The 19,274-nt window shown below is 32.6% G+C and carries 23 protein-coding genes; all 23 read right to left on the bottom strand.

Going from position 1 to position 19,274, the window contains the following annotated elements:
* Positions 1-65: 65 nt before the first annotated feature.
* The 23 genes from RBU59_RS25890 to RBU59_RS25780 all read right to left on the bottom strand — a co-directional run bounded on the left by RBU59_RS25890 (position 66) and on the right by RBU59_RS25780 (position 19,213).
* On the bottom strand, positions 66-713 hold the full coding sequence (locus tag RBU59_RS25890) for a zinc dependent phospholipase C family protein (protein ID WP_308145361.1): 648 nt from the start codon (positions 711-713) through the stop codon (positions 66-68).
* The gene (locus RBU59_RS25885) at positions 713-1,399 is read right to left on the bottom strand and encodes a hypothetical protein (RefSeq protein ID WP_308145360.1); all 687 of its coding nucleotides are present in this window, start codon (positions 1,397-1,399) and stop codon (positions 713-715) included. Before RBU59_RS25885 ends, RBU59_RS25890 begins: the two co-directional genes overlap by 1 nt.
* 154 nt (positions 1,400-1,553) lie before the next feature.
* On the bottom strand, positions 1,554-2,336 hold the full coding sequence (locus RBU59_RS25880) for a class I SAM-dependent methyltransferase (RefSeq protein ID WP_308145359.1): 783 nt from the start codon (positions 2,334-2,336) through the stop codon (positions 1,554-1,556).
* 151 nt (positions 2,337-2,487) lie between these two features.
* Complete coding sequence (locus tag RBU59_RS25875; protein WP_308145358.1) at positions 2,488-3,282, bottom strand: hypothetical protein; 795 nt, start codon at positions 3,280-3,282, stop codon at positions 2,488-2,490.
* A gap of 32 nt (positions 3,283-3,314) precedes the next feature.
* A complete protein-coding gene (locus RBU59_RS25870) occupies positions 3,315-3,596 on the bottom strand; it encodes a TIGR04076 family protein (RefSeq protein WP_308145357.1) in 282 nt (93 codons plus the stop codon).
* A gap of 92 nt (positions 3,597-3,688) precedes the next feature.
* Entirely contained in the window at positions 3,689-4,252 is a 564-nt protein-coding gene (locus RBU59_RS25865; RefSeq protein WP_308145356.1) for a YcxB family protein, read from the bottom strand.
* 84 nt (positions 4,253-4,336) lie between these two features.
* Complete coding sequence (locus RBU59_RS25860; RefSeq protein ID WP_308145355.1) at positions 4,337-5,005, bottom strand: hypothetical protein; 669 nt, start codon at positions 5,003-5,005, stop codon at positions 4,337-4,339.
* Between the two features lie 173 nt (positions 5,006-5,178).
* Positions 5,179-5,976 (bottom strand): class I SAM-dependent methyltransferase, encoded by a 798-nt coding sequence (locus tag RBU59_RS25855; RefSeq protein WP_308145354.1) that lies wholly within the window; start codon positions 5,974-5,976, stop codon positions 5,179-5,181.
* A 2-nt stretch (positions 5,977-5,978) separates the two neighbouring features.
* Positions 5,979-6,431: an NUDIX hydrolase gene (locus tag RBU59_RS25850; protein WP_308145353.1), complete on the bottom strand. Its 453-nt coding sequence runs from the start codon at positions 6,429-6,431 to the stop codon at positions 5,979-5,981.
* 61 nt (positions 6,432-6,492) lie between these two features.
* Entirely contained in the window at positions 6,493-7,380 is an 888-nt protein-coding gene (locus RBU59_RS25845; protein WP_308145352.1) for an HAD-IA family hydrolase, read from the bottom strand.
* A gap of 263 nt (positions 7,381-7,643) precedes the next feature.
* Positions 7,644-8,207: a MerR family transcriptional regulator gene (locus tag RBU59_RS25840; protein ID WP_308145351.1), complete on the bottom strand. Its 564-nt coding sequence runs from the start codon at positions 8,205-8,207 to the stop codon at positions 7,644-7,646.
* A 73-nt stretch (positions 8,208-8,280) separates the two neighbouring features.
* Positions 8,281-9,285 (bottom strand): phosphotransferase, encoded by a 1,005-nt coding sequence (locus RBU59_RS25835; protein ID WP_308145350.1) that lies wholly within the window; start codon positions 9,283-9,285, stop codon positions 8,281-8,283.
* A gap of 138 nt (positions 9,286-9,423) precedes the next feature.
* Positions 9,424-10,188 carry an HAD-IIB family hydrolase gene (locus tag RBU59_RS25830; protein WP_308145349.1) on the bottom strand — a complete coding sequence of 255 codons (765 nt, stop codon included), beginning with the start codon at positions 10,186-10,188 and terminating at the stop codon, positions 9,424-9,426.
* Between the two features lie 100 nt (positions 10,189-10,288).
* Positions 10,289-10,837 carry a flavodoxin family protein gene (locus tag RBU59_RS25825; protein WP_308145348.1) on the bottom strand — a complete coding sequence of 183 codons (549 nt, stop codon included), beginning with the start codon at positions 10,835-10,837 and terminating at the stop codon, positions 10,289-10,291.
* A 196-nt stretch (positions 10,838-11,033) separates the two neighbouring features.
* Positions 11,034-11,978, bottom strand: coding sequence for a helix-turn-helix transcriptional regulator (locus tag RBU59_RS25820; protein ID WP_308145347.1), 945 nt, complete (start codon positions 11,976-11,978; stop codon positions 11,034-11,036).
* Between the two features lie 112 nt (positions 11,979-12,090).
* Positions 12,091-12,768: a DUF4386 family protein gene (locus RBU59_RS25815; protein ID WP_308145346.1), complete on the bottom strand. Its 678-nt coding sequence runs from the start codon at positions 12,766-12,768 to the stop codon at positions 12,091-12,093.
* A gap of 89 nt (positions 12,769-12,857) precedes the next feature.
* On the bottom strand, positions 12,858-13,298 hold the full coding sequence (locus RBU59_RS25810) for a MarR family winged helix-turn-helix transcriptional regulator (RefSeq protein WP_308145345.1): 441 nt from the start codon (positions 13,296-13,298) through the stop codon (positions 12,858-12,860).
* 392 nt (positions 13,299-13,690) lie between these two features.
* Entirely contained in the window at positions 13,691-14,599 is a 909-nt protein-coding gene (locus RBU59_RS25805) for a MerR family transcriptional regulator (RefSeq protein ID WP_308145344.1), read from the bottom strand.
* A 430-nt stretch (positions 14,600-15,029) separates the two neighbouring features.
* The gene (locus RBU59_RS25800; RefSeq protein WP_308145343.1) at positions 15,030-15,935 is read right to left on the bottom strand and encodes an IS3 family transposase; all 906 of its coding nucleotides are present in this window, start codon (positions 15,933-15,935) and stop codon (positions 15,030-15,032) included.
* Positions 15,935-16,282, bottom strand: coding sequence for a transposase (locus tag RBU59_RS25795; RefSeq protein WP_308145342.1), 348 nt, complete (start codon positions 16,280-16,282; stop codon positions 15,935-15,937). Before RBU59_RS25795 ends, RBU59_RS25800 begins: the two co-directional genes overlap by 1 nt.
* Positions 16,283-16,345: 63 nt before the next feature.
* Complete coding sequence (locus RBU59_RS25790) at positions 16,346-17,206, bottom strand: phosphotransferase enzyme family protein (protein ID WP_308145341.1); 861 nt, start codon at positions 17,204-17,206, stop codon at positions 16,346-16,348.
* Positions 17,207-17,273: 67 nt separating this feature from the next.
* On the bottom strand, positions 17,274-18,263 hold the full coding sequence (gene rsgA / locus RBU59_RS25785) for a ribosome small subunit-dependent GTPase A (RefSeq protein WP_308148642.1): 990 nt from the start codon (positions 18,261-18,263) through the stop codon (positions 17,274-17,276).
* Positions 18,264-18,601: 338 nt separating this feature from the next.
* Complete coding sequence (locus tag RBU59_RS25780) at positions 18,602-19,213, bottom strand: hypothetical protein (RefSeq protein WP_308145340.1); 612 nt, start codon at positions 19,211-19,213, stop codon at positions 18,602-18,604.
* Between the last annotated feature and the right edge of the window lie 61 nt (positions 19,214-19,274).

The raw sequence follows: 19,274 nt of genomic DNA, 5'->3' as shown, positions 1-19,274 counted from the left end.
CATTCGCTATGACTTATCTAACTTGTGAACTGTTTCCTTTTCTAAAGAACTAGGTTATAATCTTCCTATTTTCTATAAAAAATGCTTGGGTTTATGAAATCTTTTCCTTCCTTAAAAACTTTTAATTCATTTATACACAAATCCCTGGCTTGCTTAATATATTCATGGATTACATCATATGGATACAGTTTTAAATCTTTCTTGTGTGCTGTATCTGAATTGGTTATTTCTTCTTTTAATCCCTCGAAGAAAGTGTCGCGAAATGATAAATTGATTTCTTCGATATCAGTATCTAAAATTAATATGTGATATTTTAAGTCGTATTCTTTGGATAAAAGATAATTAAGAATTCTATAATCCTCATAACTTTTTTGATAATAAATATTTCTTTCCGGATATGGATGAATACGAATGTACTTCTCTGCGATTTTCGAAAACCATAAAGCATCCATTATTAAATGACAATAATATCCTAAATAGAGTGCATCATTATTCATATTAAGATAATATTTATCTCTAAATTTATGCCAATTAATTCCTTTTAATTCTCTTTCATTATGATTTTCGCCATAATGGGCCCTATCATAACTTCCATCTTCATGTAATGATAAATCCGGTAATAACGAACCGTATACAAATCTGTCTCTATTTATCTGATTATTAATTTTTGTAATTTCTTCAGCAATTAGATAGTGTATTAATCTTGAAGCCATTATTTCTCCTCTTTGTATAGGGAATAAAGTCTAAAATGAGTTGCCAGTATTTTTAAAGTTTCTTCCTTGGTATCTGTCTTAGCGTCTGTTCTTACTATAGTAAAAAATCCACTCTTAGCAAATTCATCATAATGCTTTTTACTATTCAATTTAGCCAGACAAGCTTTAAAATTCTCCATTGTTTTTTGGGGATCTTCTGCTTTCATAATCTGCTCTTTTATAAATGCCTTGTCAGGATCATCACGGTCAAAAAACTTCTCAACTGACATTTCCTGCGGTGACAGCATCACTGCCACTTGATGATAGTCTGCTATATCACGTAAAATATCAAGCGGTATATTTGTGTCCACAATTACACGATGGTTTTGAGAGATGCGAATTAATTCGGCTACTTCAAATTCAGCTGCTTCCAGAGAACACCCCTGAATCCATTCTTCATATTCATCCGGTGTTCGATTCAAAAATTCCTGCCAATTTTTCATTGTTTGAAAATAACACAAATTGGGCTGACGTTCCGGCACTTTAATAGCATCTGCTACCAGAGAATGATAATTTTCTCCGCATGGAACCAAATCATACTTTTCTGCCAGTAAAGCTACCATGGTTGACTTACCGGCATATGCTGTACCTGTAATAAACATCACATTTTTTAAGTAATGCTTTATAATATTGTTATCTATCTGCATTATAGTGTCTCCTTTATTATACAACAAAAAAACCTACGCCTGATTTGCATACGTTTAAAATAAATTCATGGCTATTTAATCTATTATCGTATTCTATTGTTGTTATATAAATAATGACACCACATGTTTTATTCTCCTTATTGAATCGGTGTGTTTACGGTTTCCTTGCAAGCTGTAAATCTATAGTATCGTAAAGAGTAATAATTCCTCCATTAACATCTATAGCTTCTCTTATTTCATCAAAAAATTTCTTCCGTGTGGTTTCTTCGATAGCAATGTGGTCTGAGTAAGTGCCTAACAACCTTGTATATTCATTCGCTGTAAAAGTCCTAGTCCTATGATAAAGTTTGTAACTTATGTCTGTAAATCCATATCTGCAAGCTATATTAGCTCTATTTTTAGCATTTTCCTCACTATATTCAACGCCAGCTAATAATCCAGGCATATATTTTGAATAAATCTTTTCAAATGCATTGTGTATTTCATTTCGTATTTTATCTTTATACGGATGATTTGCAAACCGTGCAAAAACACCACCGCTTTTTAACAAATCGAATACTTTAGTATATCCTATTTTCTCCGGAATCCAGTGAAAAGCTGATGCCGAAAAGATAAGGTCAAATGAGTTAGCTGGGCATTCAAAATTTTGAAAAGCCGTGTTTATCACATGGAACTTTTCATATTTTTTGAATTTTTCTTTTGAATACTCCGCCAGTTGGTCACCCAATTCAATAGCAGTTAAGCTACAACCGGTTTCAAGTAAAGGCGACGTTGCTTGTCCCGTGCCTATCCCAATTTCAAGTACATTGCTTAACTTATCAATTACTATGAGATTAAAAATATCCTCATATAGTTCTTTCGGATATGTAGGTCTCCACTTGTCATATTCGGAATAAACGGTATTGAATGTGGTTTCTAACCCCTTAATTATTGGCATTTTTTATCCTCCCAATTTAACTACGTCGCACTCCCTCCTCTGTTTTAGTGAGGTGATGCAGGATTTCATTAGACAAACGATATTGAATTACGATTTCCATCAAAAATCAATTGATATATTGTACTTTACCTTCCATCTTCTCAATACATTTCTATTTATTCTTTAGTAAATTAATAATATCTCTTAATTGATAATTTTTACTTTCTACATCAATACATCGATTATGCAATAACTCCTTTGATATTCTTTTTTCTATAGATATTCTTCTATTAAAATGTGTTAGCATATCATCGAAAGAATTATAGTTATGAGATTTTCCATAAGGAGATTGCTTTAAATAATTCATCATTAAAGAATACCAGACTTCTTCACCTTGCTCGTTGATACGTTCTTCTTTTATCTGTTTCATACTATTTTCCACATCGGCGTTTATTAATCGTATTACCAAAAAATCATTTAATATATTAGGTGTCATTTTGCTGTAAAAATCTAAAATCTGCGAATCATCATATTCGGCAAACAGCATTAATTCTTCAATTATGTTTTGAAAAAATGCGCATTCGAAAACATTTCTAACACTATTGAACCTACGGAATCTTTCAATTATGATTTTGCTAAAATCTTGAATGTTTCTACGTCCTCCGTATAATTCATATTGTTCCATATATCTATAAAACTCTTGCTTATCCGTTTGAATATGAGTATATGAGACGATATAATGACTATCTTCAATTTTAGAATTTTTCTTAATTTTTATCTCTAATTCTGGCCAATCTACCATAACCTTACTATACTGTTCAGATGTCATATAAGCGCACCAAGCAAGGTCAATAGGAGAAATATCTCCTTCATAATAAAATTTATACTCTGGAAGATTCTTCTGTAATTCGCGGAGTAATGTACTTTTCCCGCTTCCGGGAATTCCCTCTATGAAAATGTTACGCATATAAATACTCCTCTATAACGGTTTTTAGTCTTTTATAGGTTTATCTTCTTCGCCACTAAATTAAATTGGACTGTACCGTCAGCGCACCCAAAATTAATTTCATTTTTGGCGTTACCACCAAGTAATTGATAATCTCCTCCACCTCGTGCTACTTCACAATAACTATGTAAAACAGCCATAGTTTTAGGACAAAATCCTGATGGGCATTCATATTTACAATAAAATGTATCGCCGACTTCATAACCCATCCTGCATGGCTTTGCAGATGTAACAGTAATTATAAACTCCCAATCTTCAACAATGGTTTTATTCAACTAAATCACCTCACAAATGTTCTTGTTCCATTTCAGCAGCAATTTCTATATAGATTAATCAAGTGGATTACATATTATTTGCTTATTCAAGATTATACTTCATTGCAAGTTATACCTTTTTTAATCTTTAAATGATCAACTTTCGAATTGATAAATTCCAGGAATTTTTGTTTTTCCATTTCCTCCGAAAATGCAGTCACCGGAAGAATGTATGCCTGTACAGAACTAAAATAAATATAAACAGCTTTTTCCGTTACAGTAACCTTTTCAATTAATGAGTAGTTCGTTTTACTTTCTGTTTTTGGTGTTATTTCGTGTATACTCTCGTCATCGAACTTCAATATTGCCTCGTTGCTATATGGGAGTCTTCCCTCTTTTTTCATTTTATTAATTCTTTTTTTCATTGATTTTTGCAATATTTTTTTACTAAAAATAATCCAAAGTATTGATAAAATCGCCATCATTATTGCTTCAATTAAGATCAATAATAAGTCAGCTTCTGCAATACAAAATATAATAACGAACATAAAAAATATAAACGGTACAATAAATCTAAACGTCATCAAAGATTTTTTACCGGTAGGACTATTTAATAAATGATATTGATTAAATAAAAAATAATCATCGTCATTTAAATTAATTTTAAACTCAAACATAACTTTCTCCTCATATTTTATAAATAACAGATTTCAAATTTCTTTTTATTATTGACATCATTATGATGTAAAAAAAACGAGGAATTAATGATCCCGCCGTTTACATTTTATAAGCAAATCATCAAATAATTCTATGATTTCATTATCTACATTTTCTTTATCAGTTATTAATTTCAGTGCTTCCCTCATTTGACTAAGTATATTTCCATCTATTAGGTTAATATTATATAATTCATATAGGGCTTGTTTAACCTCTGCGCATAATCCTATCGCATATTCTTCTTTATTACATAAATACTTAATACAACATCTATGAATCAATCTTAATACTTTATACCATTGCTGTCTGGAAGGAAGCATTTCACTATTTATTTCTTTTCTTTTCAAAATATCATCGATAACAATACCGTTGTTACATAATAAAATATTTGATTCTATTTCATTTGAAAGAAATGTTTCTCTGATGTCTAAATCGACGTTAATTCCATTTTTATAATTTAATATAAATATTCCTTTGGGTTTTTCTGTATAATTGGACATTATCAATAAATCATACCCAGAGATGATTTTATCTATCAATTCAGTTGTTATATCCCCACTCATTGCCAGATCTATATCTGAATATTTTGAACCTAAATTCCTGGCTAAAGATCCCTCTAAAAGTAAAGACAGCCCATACTTAGTGCATTCCTCTGTCATATATTCAATATATTCTTTATGTTGATTTGTCGGATATTCCATTTTCATACCCATTTTGTACACGTCAGTTTACAGATGTGTAACTGCCACAAATAAAAAGTGTATAAGGATCAATATGTGGCCTCCCTTTCAGTTATTATATCATTCACTTTTCTTATTTACAACATATTCCAGCAGGGGTATTTGAACACATTTTTACATGAACCTCAGCTATAAAATAATTAATCTTATCTTTTGCGTCCAATGATAATTACATGATTACTTGCTCCTAATATTGATTTTTCACGGCATATACGATAATGATAGTCACACCACATTTCAAATTCGGTTGGATTAAGTGCATCTACTTTTTCTTTTAGAAATGGAGTTATTCCATCTTGTGCAAAATGTTCTATTATTTCTAAGTTATGCTCTTGGTATAACGTTTCCATCTCATCCGGGTTAGAATAATATGTATCCGTCCAAAAGCAATTGGCATCATCATGTCTTAGGACCCCGGTATCAATTAGCTGATCTGCCAGGTTCATATCTAAGTATTTTTTATCACTCAAAGCTACGTATTGAAATACAGAATATCTTGGAATATAAGCTGTAACCAGTAAACCTCCTTTTTTTAGTACTCTGAGTGATTCTGAAATACACTTTAGTCTTTTGCTTTCCGTTATTAAGTGATAAAAAGGTCCCATATTGAGTACAATATCAAATGATTCATCACCGAAAACACTCATATCCGTTGCATCTAATACCGCAGTATTTATCTTATGTTTTTTCTCTTTTAATTTCTGATTCATTATTTCAATATGTCTGGGTGTAAGGTCTGTGGCAGTAACCTCATGACCCTTTTCCGATAAATAAAATGCGTATTCTCCTGTTCCGGCGGCACAATCCAGGATTTTCATTTCATTTTTAAATACTTCGTCAAATATTTTTTTCGTTGTTATGAACTCGATCTTTCTTGCGTTATTGGTTGTTAATCTATCTTCTTCTCTATAATTTTCATAAGTTTCCACTACATGATTTATCAAATCTAATCCTCCTTAATGAATTCAACGGCTTGAGAAATTGTTTTAATAACATTATCAAATGTTTTCAATTCTTTTATTTGTTCAAAACTAAACCAACCTATTCCATTCACTTCGATTTCCTGTGGTACATAATCCTCATTGATTGCTTTACAGAGATAAATCATATCAATATGATTATGAGTTCCATCTCCCTCCATATCTTCAAGTAGTATGACAAATGGTATTTCAAGTTCCTTGCAGTCCGTTAATGGAAGTGATCTTTTATTATTTATTATCTCAGCTCTAATTCCTGTTTCCTCAAATATTTCGCGTAATACCGCATCATCAGGTAATTCATTATCGTCAACATGTCCACCTGGCGGTAACCATACGTGCAGTTTATTATGATGTATCATCAGTATTTCTTTTTTTGAATTAAATACAATTCCTGTTGCTGTAAAATGATTATTAATCATTAATCCCCTCCTCCTATCTGTTTAACCTTATTATATCAATCGTTTCGATTTAACAATAAGTTTATACTGGTAAAGTGGCACCAATTAGCTTTATTACATCACTAATGTTTTTTGCCAATGGATATTTCGATGTAGTAATCTTATCGTTTCGGTCCATTAATACCGGATTATATCCTGCTTTTTCCGCATTTTCTAAATTTGATATTGAATCATCTATAAAAACACATTCCTCTGGTATTAGGTTTAATTCTTGTGTAGTAATTTCAAATAATTTTGTTGTTTCTTTCGTTGCCCCATAATCGCAAGACATGATAAGCCCGTCTAACATAGGTAATATTCCTTTGTTTTTTAGAATACGTTTCAACGATGGCCATGTATCAGACAAAATCACAATTTTATAATTTTTCTTAATCTCTGTAAACATAGTAATAACATCATCATAAAATTTAACCTTGTCATCATTGTAAACAATGTCATATGCGAGTTTTTGACATTCTTTTGTCATATCTTTTGTAAAACCCATTGATTTGAAAAAGATTTTATAGAATACAATAAATTGCAGGTACTCATCTTGTTCTGTATGTAAAACATGGTTATCATTCAAGTATTTAAGGGCCTTTTCGAGAGCTGCTGCTATTTTCTTGTAGTTGAGAAAACATCGCATATAATTTGGCAGCCCTATTATTTTTCTTGTATTCTGAGTTATAAACCAATTACCTGCCTTGGGATATGCAAGTACCCCGCCGTAGTCAAAAACTAAAGTTGTTATCATGTTAACCTCCTGATAATTTTTCTTATAGATTGGATCACTAAACAAACATATGCATTCTCCTGTTCCGGCGGCACAATCCAGGACCTTCATTAATACTTTCGCCAAATAATTTTTTGTTATTATGAACTCGAGTTTTCTTGTGTATTGGTTGTCTATCTTTATCTCTATAATTTTCATAAGTCTCCACTACCATGATTTATCAAATCTAGTCCTTCTTAATGAATTCAATGGCTTGGGAAATTGTTGTCTATACTCATAATACTGGCATCCAAAAATGAACCATATTTACTTTTGTTTTTTCTTCGTCAAAAATGATACCATCAAGAAAAACATCAAAATGGCCTGATACTGAACCATTGAAATTATGACCTAACTTTTTGATAAGCGTATGCTGTAGATTATCTGCTCTAAATTTGCTAAAAAATTCTTCTGATGGTATTTCAAAACATATCCACTTCGATGAGTTGACTTGATGCAACTGTCATTGGCGGAAGATATATAATCCGCACATCTTTTAGCTCTGTTAATTTTTTGCTTGCTTTTACAAAATCGTCCATTGACTTTTCCTCCACGATATAATTCTTTGATAGAGATAAGGAGTCAATCATGGATAATAATGCTTCTTCATTAATTTTATTTAATTTTAATTGTGTATTAACATTTTTCTGTAAAGTTTCTACTAAACTGAGAAGTATTGACTTAATAGTAGAAAGTGCTGATATCTCACCATTTAGTTCTTCTATATTATGTTTGAATATCTCAATTGCAGTAACTGCATCTTTGCTGTTCAAAATTTCATTAATTTGCTTTACAGGAATACGAAGTTTACGTAATATGATGATTTGACTCAATTTATGAATGTTAACATCATCATAAACTCTATATGAATAATCATCTTTTCTCAGACTTTCGATGAGTCCAATATTCTCATTCTCATAATATCGAAGCATTCTGGTTGAAATATTAAAATTTTTAGAGACTTGGCTGATTGTTAGTAATTCCATGATTTTCCCTCCTTCCAATCATGAGTATAAAGTACGACACGGTGTCAAAGTCAAGCAGTATTCTGTATTATTTTTATTCACTTAACCATCTTTTTAACAAAACCAATTGATTATCATATCTTTCTAATTCTTTGATAGTTCCAATTACCTGCTCTACCCCTAGTTTTTTTTCTTTCTCGTCATTACTTTCAATTCCTAATGCCCGTTTTAAATTGTATTCTAACCAACCAAGCATACCGGCATATCCACTATTAAGTACACAATCCCAGTCAACGGTTTTTGTACTCATAGATTCATTATAAGCATTTAATAAAATATTGAATTTAACTTTATCTATTTCACCATTCCCATTATTGGCCCAATAATTTAACACTTCTATTAACTCCTGATATGGATTTACATAACCCGCAGCTTCCCAATCAATGAAATATGGTTTGTCTTGATGCCACATTACATTTTTGGGATCTAAATCTCCGTGGCTGATAACCATAAACTCAGATAATTTAGCTTTTGATTCATTACTAAGAGTGTTCCAATATATTAATTTATCAACCATTGCAGCATAAGTGTCAATCCAGAAGACATTTAACTCTTTTCCTTTTACTAAATACTGCTGCCAGTTATAGCTGATAGACTCGTTCGCATGTTTTTTTACTTCCGGTATAGCAATATTTAATCTATGGATTTTGCCTAACGAGCTTCCTATTTCATAACAATGTTTTTCGCTGATGAAAGGCGGGAAAACCGATGTACCCTCAATCCAATGAAACACCATATAATACTTTTGATTAGAATGCAGGACAATTTGATTATCAATCTTTAATGCAGCAATAACCGGTAAATGCTTGGAAAAGGCATATGCAATTCGTTCTGAATTGATCATATTCTCCATTACGCCTTTTCGCTGCATTATGGAGGGATTAAGCCATTTTACAGCGTATTTATTGGTTTCCGTAGTTACCTTAAACATTTTATGCAAAAGTCCACCGGAAATACTTGAGGGTTCTTCAGTTATATTTCCGAGCTTATATTTATGAAATAATTCGTCTATATCAATATAAATTTCTGAGTTGCTCATATTGGCTCCTTTTAATTTCACTTTTTATGAATGTCTTTATCTATTGCTTATTATATCAAATAAAAACCGGTAAATAAACATAAATTTCCATCAGAATAAAAGCGCCTTTCCTGTAAGGAGAAGCGCTCATGTAATTATTTATATGTATTCACCGATAAGTGCAGCGATGCTGTCAAAGGATTTTCTCGCCTTATTAATGACTTCGGGTCTTCCGGAATTAACACTGAATCCATTGAATTCCAGAATCATGTCCAGATCATTGAAATTATCTCCGATAACCAACACATTCTCTTTCGGAATTTGCTTTAAACGCATGTATTGAAGTAATCCCATGGCTTTATTAACTCCAACCGGAACGATATCAATACAAACACCGTTTTGGAAAGCGGTTACCTTGCCGCCAAATAGTTCATTGATTTGCTGCGTACATTTATTTGCCTGTTCCTCTTTCTCATATTGGGTGCTTAACTGCGTAAAATACGTAATCTCTTTCAAATCATCCATTAAAATCCGAGTAAATTCCGGACCTGGTTTACGATCCACATTTTCACTAACCCAATAACTGGCTTCCCTGTCAATTTCTATTCGACCGATTGCGGCATGAAAACCTCCGGATTCCAAAATTAATGAAATCAGCGATGGAAGCACCTCACCGTCTGCAGTTTTCTGTTCAACGGGTTTTGCATCATTTTCATAAATCAAACCACCATTGTTACATATAAGATAATCAAAATCTACCTGATGGCGTTCTAGTTCTGCCTTTATACCGCAGTAACCACGGCCGGTATTAACACCAAAAAGATTACCGGCTTTCCGCCATGCTGCAATTGCAGCCTTGTCCTTGTCCGATACAGTACCCTGCTGCGTTAAAGTACCGTCGAAATCACTTGATAAAATATACATATTTTCACCTCTGTGATATTCTACCATATCTTTTTTGAAAAAGATAGTTTGGGATCAAAAGACACCGAGCGCCTCCCATATTTTATACACAATTGTAAATCTAAACCTTCATAATTTTATTACAAAACTCTTCTATTTCACTTCTCTTACTTTCGACATCGGCCTTATATTCCACAGAGCATAATACCAGGCTAGCTGTTGGAATTATTTCCATGTGACCATAAAAGTGTTCTATACTCTCTATTATTCTATTACACTCTCTCATACTCGGACCCGTTCGTAATGCAATACTATACCCCTTTTTCCCCTGACCGATTACTGCATGTGGTTCATGTGTATTACACCAGGGTGTGCATCTGTCTATAAATGCCTTAAATTGTCCCGGTATATCTGCCCAATAAGAAGGAGCTACTGAAATAATACTATCCGCCCAGGAATATTCTTCGATAACGTTTAGCACATCATCGTTATGTATGCATTTTGCTGTTTTATGGCATGTCCTGCACCCTTGACAGAACTTTATTTCGTAATCATCAATACAAATGTTTCTAATACTATATTTTGTTCCTATTATTGAGTTTACAATATTTATTATTTCGGCTGTAGCACCATTTTTTACAGGGCTGCAATTTACCAGTAAAACATTCATCAGTATACCTCCGTAAAATCCTATCCGCTTCAAGACTTTCTTCATTATATCATTGCTTTAAAATGCCAATATAAAATAAAATGACGATAATACATCACATTTATTTATGTACGTATCGCTCTGCAAAGACGCCAGAGAATGTTTATACATTCTCATTATAGGTAACAATTCTCATATTATCTATCTCTTAATTAAATTATATTTTTTTAATAGGAAGCCACAATTTAAACCCTTGTAAACCGGCATCCTTAATACTTGTATTAATCCACCACTCATTAGAAAATATTTGTTCTTCTCTATGTCGTCTTTGACCAAAATCAAACTCATAATTACCCATATCTTTTAGGCTCTCCGACATTATGCCAAACGCAGTTTGCATAGATGAACCAAGGTCTATGTTACCATTACTATCAAATTCATTTAAGGATACATCGCCAACTAAGTACAGTCCTTGAGGACCATCACCCACATCTGCGCCATGAAAATTACTGTTTTTTTCTTCATCTCCTAAAAGAAACATCTGTATAAGATATTCATGAGAACCGATTGGTTCATCTGATTGATGATGTACACCTTCTGGATGATGACCTTTAGGAGCATAACCTACATAACGTCGAGCAGTATAATCACTTAAATTTTTAAGAGCCCATTCACGTAGCATATTACCAGCAGCTTCTTCCGGTCCTTGACAATTTACAAAAAATGAAATAACTCGTTTATTGCTGCAATCTTCTATCCGTAAAATAGGTTTTGTTCCAATATTAAAATTCCCTCCATTAATTTTAATCTGAAAGGTAATAGGTTGAAAATCAGTTGATATTCTTAACTTACGTACTGTAGTCGGTGGCATACCATGAAAATTTTGAAATGCTCTAGTAAAAGCCTCCGGTGAATCATATCCATATTTTAAGGCAAGGTCAATAACTTTTATCTCACTATTTTTTAAATCATTAGCTGCAAGGGACATTTTTCGATTTCGTATATATTCTCCTACAGTCATATCTGTAGCAAAATTAAACATTCTTTGAAAACGAGTTAATGAACAACAAGCAATACGTGCTACTTCCTCTAAATTAATTTTACCCTCCATATTTTTTTCGATATAAGCAATAGCCTCATTAAATTTATTAATCCATTCCATTTAAATTTCACCTCCATTATAATAATAGCATATTATTATATTACAATCTTGCAATAAAAGTATATTTGTGCAAGAGTAAAAGCTAAATATTCAGAATACCATCTATTTTATACTATTTGCAAATTATGTCGACACCAAATACCAGGAGCCAGATTGCCCCTACTGATGAAAAAATACGGTTTATAATAAATACTTTATTTAATCCTAGAAACTCCAGATTGCCAATACACATGCCAATAGCAATAATAATACCGCTGTACCCAATCCATGCAGCCACACAAGACGATACTAGTATGCTTAATGTATTAAAAAATATCATTGCAGTAAGAAAGACAAAGGCAATGTGCTCTGCAATTGATTCACCTGCATAGATATTAAATGAATTAAATATGACTTCTGCTTCATGTTTGTTTATTTTTTCTTCTCTCAACCATTTACCTATTTGTGGAAATAATTTCGTATATCTCAAAATGCCCACAAACAATAATGTTCCATAAATAATACCACTTATTTCTCCAAGCTGAGAAAATACCTTTTCACCATAAGCCAATTCATAATTTCCAAGACACACTGAAGCGTATACTAATATAAAACCACCAAATCCAAATAAATAATAGATATATGGGACTGTAAATCTCTTTTTATCAAGTGTACTTAAAATTGTAATAGCATCCTTTCTAATAATTTTAGGGTAACCAAACTCTAAAACAAGCCCTACAATACTACCTCCGATTATTAATGATGCTAATATTGTTAAAACACCGGCAGCTAATTCTATCCCTTTATTCATGCTAATTTTCCTTCCTGGTTATTAATTATTATTTCATTCATAAAAATACACTCTGCAAATAGTTTATGACATAAACCATTTGATAAAAATTATTTTTCTTGCAAAATATTCAAAACATCCTCCAATATACCAGTAAATTTTTCGATTTCTTCATCAGAACATCTGTTTAATACTTTGTTTATAGCATCCATACGGACTTGTTCTTGAGTATCATGAAATTGAAATACGATATGACCTTGCGATGTCAACCGCAAGGGAAGTTCCTTTCGATTTATCAAATCATCAGTCTTTTCGACTAACCCCTTTTTGCATAAATTAGAAATGATAATTGACATGCGACCTTTCGTAATACCCATCATTTCACATAAATCTCTTTGAAGAATACCGGAATATTTTCCAATTAATTCTATTGCATGAATTTCAGCAATATACAATTTTTGATTAGTTCCGTACTCTTTTGCTAATTTGTAACGTTCACCGGACCAGTAAATAAGCTTCTCAAATGTATTGATAATATTCTCTGATTTCATGCACAGCCTCCTTTCTCAAAATAGTTTATGACATAAACTTTATTTTGTCAAGCTAATAACGTTATTTTAAAATAATAAATTTCATATTATAATTTACAAACTAAAAAGCTTCAATAAAATGTCTTTGATTTACGAAGCAAAGGGTTCCTGTTTTATCTGCACCTATTCTTACCTCAATTCTTGCATACATGGTACGATTGCCTTTTGTGCAATAGGCAATCATACCAGTCCTGATTCGGATATGACTAGTCTATATTTTAGGAACAACAATTACAATACTGATGCAGTAACGAATCAAGTGTTTTGAAAGTAAGCTTTCCCTGGAGTGAAAAATATCCGTCATTTTATTTCTCTCTCAATTTAATAGGCACAAATATTTCATATTGATGATATCATAATCCCTGTTTTATTTCGTTTGAAGGATTGACCATATGTCCCATATAAGTACGATTACCGTGACGTTTGTCAATCTCGAAACCTGTATTTTCGAGCCATTCCAAGATTTTATGATTTACAATATTCTGACTTTCCATATCTTCATCAACGGATGTATGAACAGCATATAATCCACCCTCAAAGTCAAAGATATCATAACCTCCACAATCTTCATTGGTCGCGTCATCTTCCACCATTATCCACCACACCAGACCACCGTCCTCGCCAAAAAGGAAATCCAGTGGTGCATAGTGTACCCCATGGCGTTTTTTGTCATAATCCTCCCACCATTTTGAAAAGTTCCACACTGTGGTAAATGTTGAATCCGGTGCTCCGGAAGTGGCCATTTTACATTTCGGTAGTTGAACAATACGTACTTCAGGTGCTTTTTTCAGTTTTTCAGTCACTTCAAATAGCCGGTTTCTATTGGATGGATTGCCATTATAATCTACATTAACAAGTTGATTTTCTATTTCCTTTGCTTTTTCATAAAGTAATTTAATATCTGAATCTTTGCCAAAATCAGATTTCTCAATCTGGTCAATAAATTCTAAAACAACCTCTTTTAGTTCATTTAAAAGAGAAACTTCATCATCAATATCATCAACCTTTTTACCCAATACCTCTAATACAACCTCAGAGCCAGAAGTGTTAAAAATACGTTGTATATCTTTAATGCTAATGTTTAACTTACGCAATATTAATATCTGTTCCAGTCTTTTTATAGACGTTTCATTATACATTCTATAAGCATAATCATCATTGCGAATACTATTAATTAGTTCCATATCTTCATAATATCGAAGTGTGCGTGCTGATATACCATATCTGGTTGATATATCTCTGATTTTAAATAACTCGTTCATATTAACCTCCAAATCATTGCTTTGGTTCTAGTATAGACTATTCCCCAACGACAGAGTCAAGAGGATATAACTATAACATATACTATAATGTTTTAGCATTTAGTTATATTAAGCATTTCACAACAATAAATTATAGCAAATTTAATTAAGTCAAGTCTGAACATTCCGGCACATCCATTTTTTTTGTACTCCTTTACGTGTTTATCTAACCCGAGTACTGATTGGAAAATCACCGATTTATTATTTGAATCTTGTAATACTCATTTCCAACTTTTGAATACTGTTATTTAGTTTTTTTCTTAATTCAAGTAACCAATTGGGTTCATTTGATAAATTTACTGCTACACATCGAATTAAGCGTGCATAGCTATATAAATTAATAATGATATTGTCAATATTACTTTACACTTTTTTCTCAAGGATGTTCGACCTATGCTGCCTCATGTAACGAAGCATAGTACTGCTGTCGTTTCACCAATGGAGGTAAACCACCATTAGCGGAACAGATTCTTCTGTTATTCCAATAGCTGATGAAATACCTCCAGATGAGAGTTTTTAACTGTTCCACAGTCATTGTGGTAGTGTCGTAACGTCCATAAAGTAATTCTTCTTTGAATCTTGCCCACATGCTTTCGCATCTGGCATTGTCATGGCATCTGCCACCAGCACTATTCATACTCTGGAGAATGCCATATTTATTGATTGCTTTACGATATAATTCGCTTGTGTATTGTGTACCTCTATCACTATGAAGGATAGCACCAGAAAGCATCGGATATGCCTTATAAGCATTCTCTAAAGTTTGTTCACATAGGGTTGCTTTCATATTTGTATCCATAGCAAGACCTAACACTGCTAAATCGTAGCAATCAAAGATAGCTGAAACATAAAGTTTTCCATCATATGCTTTTATTTCAGTCATATCTGTAACACATTTTTCGAGCGGGTTTTCTGCTGTGAAGTCACGCTTAATTAAATCATCTGATTTTCGGGCTTCTTTATTAGCTTTTGTAATACCGTTAGGCTTGCGTTTGGATTTATGATTAAGACCTATTTCTTCCATCAAACGATAAACCGTTCTCTCGCTGGGAATAGGAACACCGTCTGGCTGTTTAAGCTGTAATGCCTGATACATGCGGATTCTTCCATAAGTGTCATTACATTCATCTTCCTTGCAGATATCCAGCATAGCATCTGCCAAAGGTTGATATTTCCAAGGAGAATCTTTTGTTTTCAGGTAATTGTTGAATGCCTGTCTGGAAACTCTAAGCATTCTGCAATAAAAAGAAATTTTGCCCTTAACCACGCCGTCTTCGGTTTTGATTGCAATAAACATTAATCTCTGTTTTTTGCTGACTTCCGACGGCTGGCTGCGAAAAAAGCGCTTGCTTCTTCAAGAAATTCGTTTTCTTCCTTTAAACGGCGAATTTCTTTATCCTGCTCTTTAACGTGTTTTCTGAGTTCAATGAGTTCTTCGTTAAGGGTCAGTGCATTATTCGGTGTATGAACTGCTTGGTTTGCACTGAGGCGCCCTTCTTTGTAGGCTTTTATCCAAGTGTACATAGTACCCTTTGGAATTCCTAATTCGTTAGCCGCTTTATGCCCACCGATTTCCTGGGCAAGTTTTACAGCCTGAGCTTTATACTCGTTGTCATAAGATTTTTGATCACGATTTGTTGCCATAATATTTTCACTCCTATTCTCTTTTAATTATATATCAAAATTCTTGAGAATAGGGTGTCAACTTTATTTATACAACATCATAAACCGTCTCATAAGTGGACGTGAATTTTCCATCTCTTCAGAATAGCCAAACTCGGTTTTATACCCTTTCATAAATTCATTCTTTGCATTCTGAAGAAGGCCGGAATCAAGTTCCTCGTTAAGAGAGTCAAAAACCTGTTCGATATCAAGCGCATACCAATGATACATACCATCATCAAAATCAATTACAGCACATGACTTTGTGTTATCATCATAAAAAACATTGTCCAGTTCAAAATCATAATGTATCAGGCCGTAATTATCATCTCGAATCGGAAAATCAGCTAGTTCCTTTTTTACTTCCATCAACTCTAATATAACATTAGCTGGCGTTTGGTATTCTGCAAATACTTCTTCAATCCAATCTAAGACCTCAACATGTGTCCATTTTTTAATCCTTGGTTTATAATCCGATGACAAAGCATGCAACTTACCCAAAGTCTTTCCATACTCGTACATGATTTCATTTGATTTGTCTGTTGTTTCAATTTGAACCCCGGCAACTTTTTGGAAAGCACATGCATAATATTTTCCCCATTTGGTGTCCAGCTTAATGAGCTTTTCTCCTGATAATGTCATTATTGGTTTCAATGCCGGATAATCATGCTGGGTTAGGTATTCAATAAATTCTAGTTCACCCAATATATTTTTTTCAATCTTTTCATCTATTGGAGCAAGCCGTAAAAAACAAACCTGACCGTTATGGCAAAACGGGTAAATTGCATTTGAAGAAATGCGATAATAGGATAGCATTGTATCAAGTGAATCGGCATCATAGTTCCAATTTTTTATAGCTTCTTTGGCTAGATCAAAGTTTTCAAACAGATATGTTAATTTCAGCATATTATTTTCCTTTCATTTTAAAACTTAATCCTGTTTTAGTAGTTATAATTTTTAATATAATCTTGTTTTATGTCCTGCTAATTTTATTCTTTAATTTTTGTTTGGATGTATAAATAGCTTTATTTTTACCCCATTCATCTTCTTTTTTTAATTGACAATATAGTTCCCAGCGTTCATTTGAAATAATATTATTTTCAATTGCTTTTTTTACAGCGCATCTAGGTTCTGTTGTATGTGTACAATTACTATATTTGCAATCTCCAAAAAGTTCCGTTATATCTGAAAATGTATCATCAATCCCTTCACTTGCTTCCCACATACCTAATTCTCTTATTCCCGGTGTATCAATAATTGCAACTCCTGATGGAAGCATTATCAATTGCCTGTGGGTGGTGGTATGACGTCCCTTTGAATCGTTTTCTCGTATCTCACTTACTTTCATTAGTTCTTCACCTGCAATTGCATTTACTAGAGTAGACTTTCCAACCCCGGATGAGCCAAGAAGTACAATTGTACTACCACGTTTCAAATAAGAATCAAGCTGCTTCATGCCAATTCCTGATTTTGCGCTTATGATACAGATATCAATTTTTTTTGATATGCTTTTGATTTCTTTTATATAATAATCAACGTTATTGCATAAATCAGCTTTTGTTAAAATTACTACTGGTTTTGCTCCACTTTTTAATGCTAAGCTTATATATCTGGTGATACGATTCACATTAAAATTCTTATTGAGTGAATCAACTATAAAAACATAGTCAAAATTTGCTGCAAGCACTTGCTCTTTTATTGTTTTTACATAACCTGCCGCATGTCCTGAAAAATCCGTTCTTGAAAACTTACTTTTTCTTTCAAAGACTTTTTCAATAATAGAATTTCCGTTTTGATTAAAGTAAACTAATACCTTATCCCCTACAACTGGGAATATACTGTTTTCTTTGTAAAATGTCCCCTTTAATTTTGCATGAATCTCTCCATGGTCACATATTAAAGTAAACAATTCTCGTTGAACTTCACAAACAATAGCATGCATTTGTGTTCCGTTTTCTTTCATTTTCAATGGTTTTCCTCCAATTTTGGGTACAAAAAAACTTGCCCATTGGCAAGTCTGTTTATACAGTATTTACAATAGGGTTCCTTGTACACAAGAAGCATCAGCTTTTGCATACATCAATATTAAATTAATGATCCATCACCATATCTACTTTTCTCATAATTTAATCAGCCCCTTTCGCAAGCAAATTGAAGTTATATCAACTTAATCATTATAAATCTAATCGTATCTTAAATCAAGTATATATTTCCAATTTATATTAAACCGTTGAATTACTAATATCTATCTAGATTCAATTAAACAAATTGGAAATTATACAAGATTTTATTAAATAATAATTATTCAGGAATCTCCACTGCAGAATAGTCTCTTTTTAAAAAAGTATATTTTTTGTCGATAAATCTCATACTGGCATCTCTATAAATCTCAGCCTCCAACTGATTTAAAGCACTACGGGTTCCGTTTCCCCAGGAAGCACCGGGATATCGTTTTTTAGGAGGAGTTTTATAGATGTCTGACCAATTTATGAGTGAAACTGTTTCAGTTGATTCAATCAATTGAGATACACTATCCTCATAAGCTGATAAGTTGTTTTTGTCTTCTTGATAAACACACTTACTATACATCCACTTCATAACGTTTTTATATTCATCCCGCCAGACCACTACATATGCATCTTGGTAGTCTCGTAATTCAACTTCGCAAGAATAATTATTTAAGTGTGGAAGAAAGTATGCATCAATTGGATTGCTATAAGCATTCGTAATGTCACTGTCATTAGTGCTAGCCGTTTCAATATATGATGGTATGGAACTAATAGTTGGTTCTTGACTCGGAGCAGCTATTAGGGGAACTGGGTTTGAAACGACATCAGAACCAATTCTTTGGGAACAACCTGAGAGAAATAAAAATGTAATACAAAAACCTGTTAATAAAAAAATATTCTTCATGGATATCATCCTTAATCTAAATTTATATGTAAATTATTAATTCATAATACCACATTGAATA

It is taken from the genome of Anaerocolumna sp. MB42-C2, assembly GCF_030913705.1.
GTDB lineage: Bacteria > Bacillota > Clostridia > Lachnospirales > Lachnospiraceae > Anaerocolumna.
Note: the sequence above shows the minus strand (reverse complement) of the source record. Positions and strands in the feature narration are given on the sequence as shown.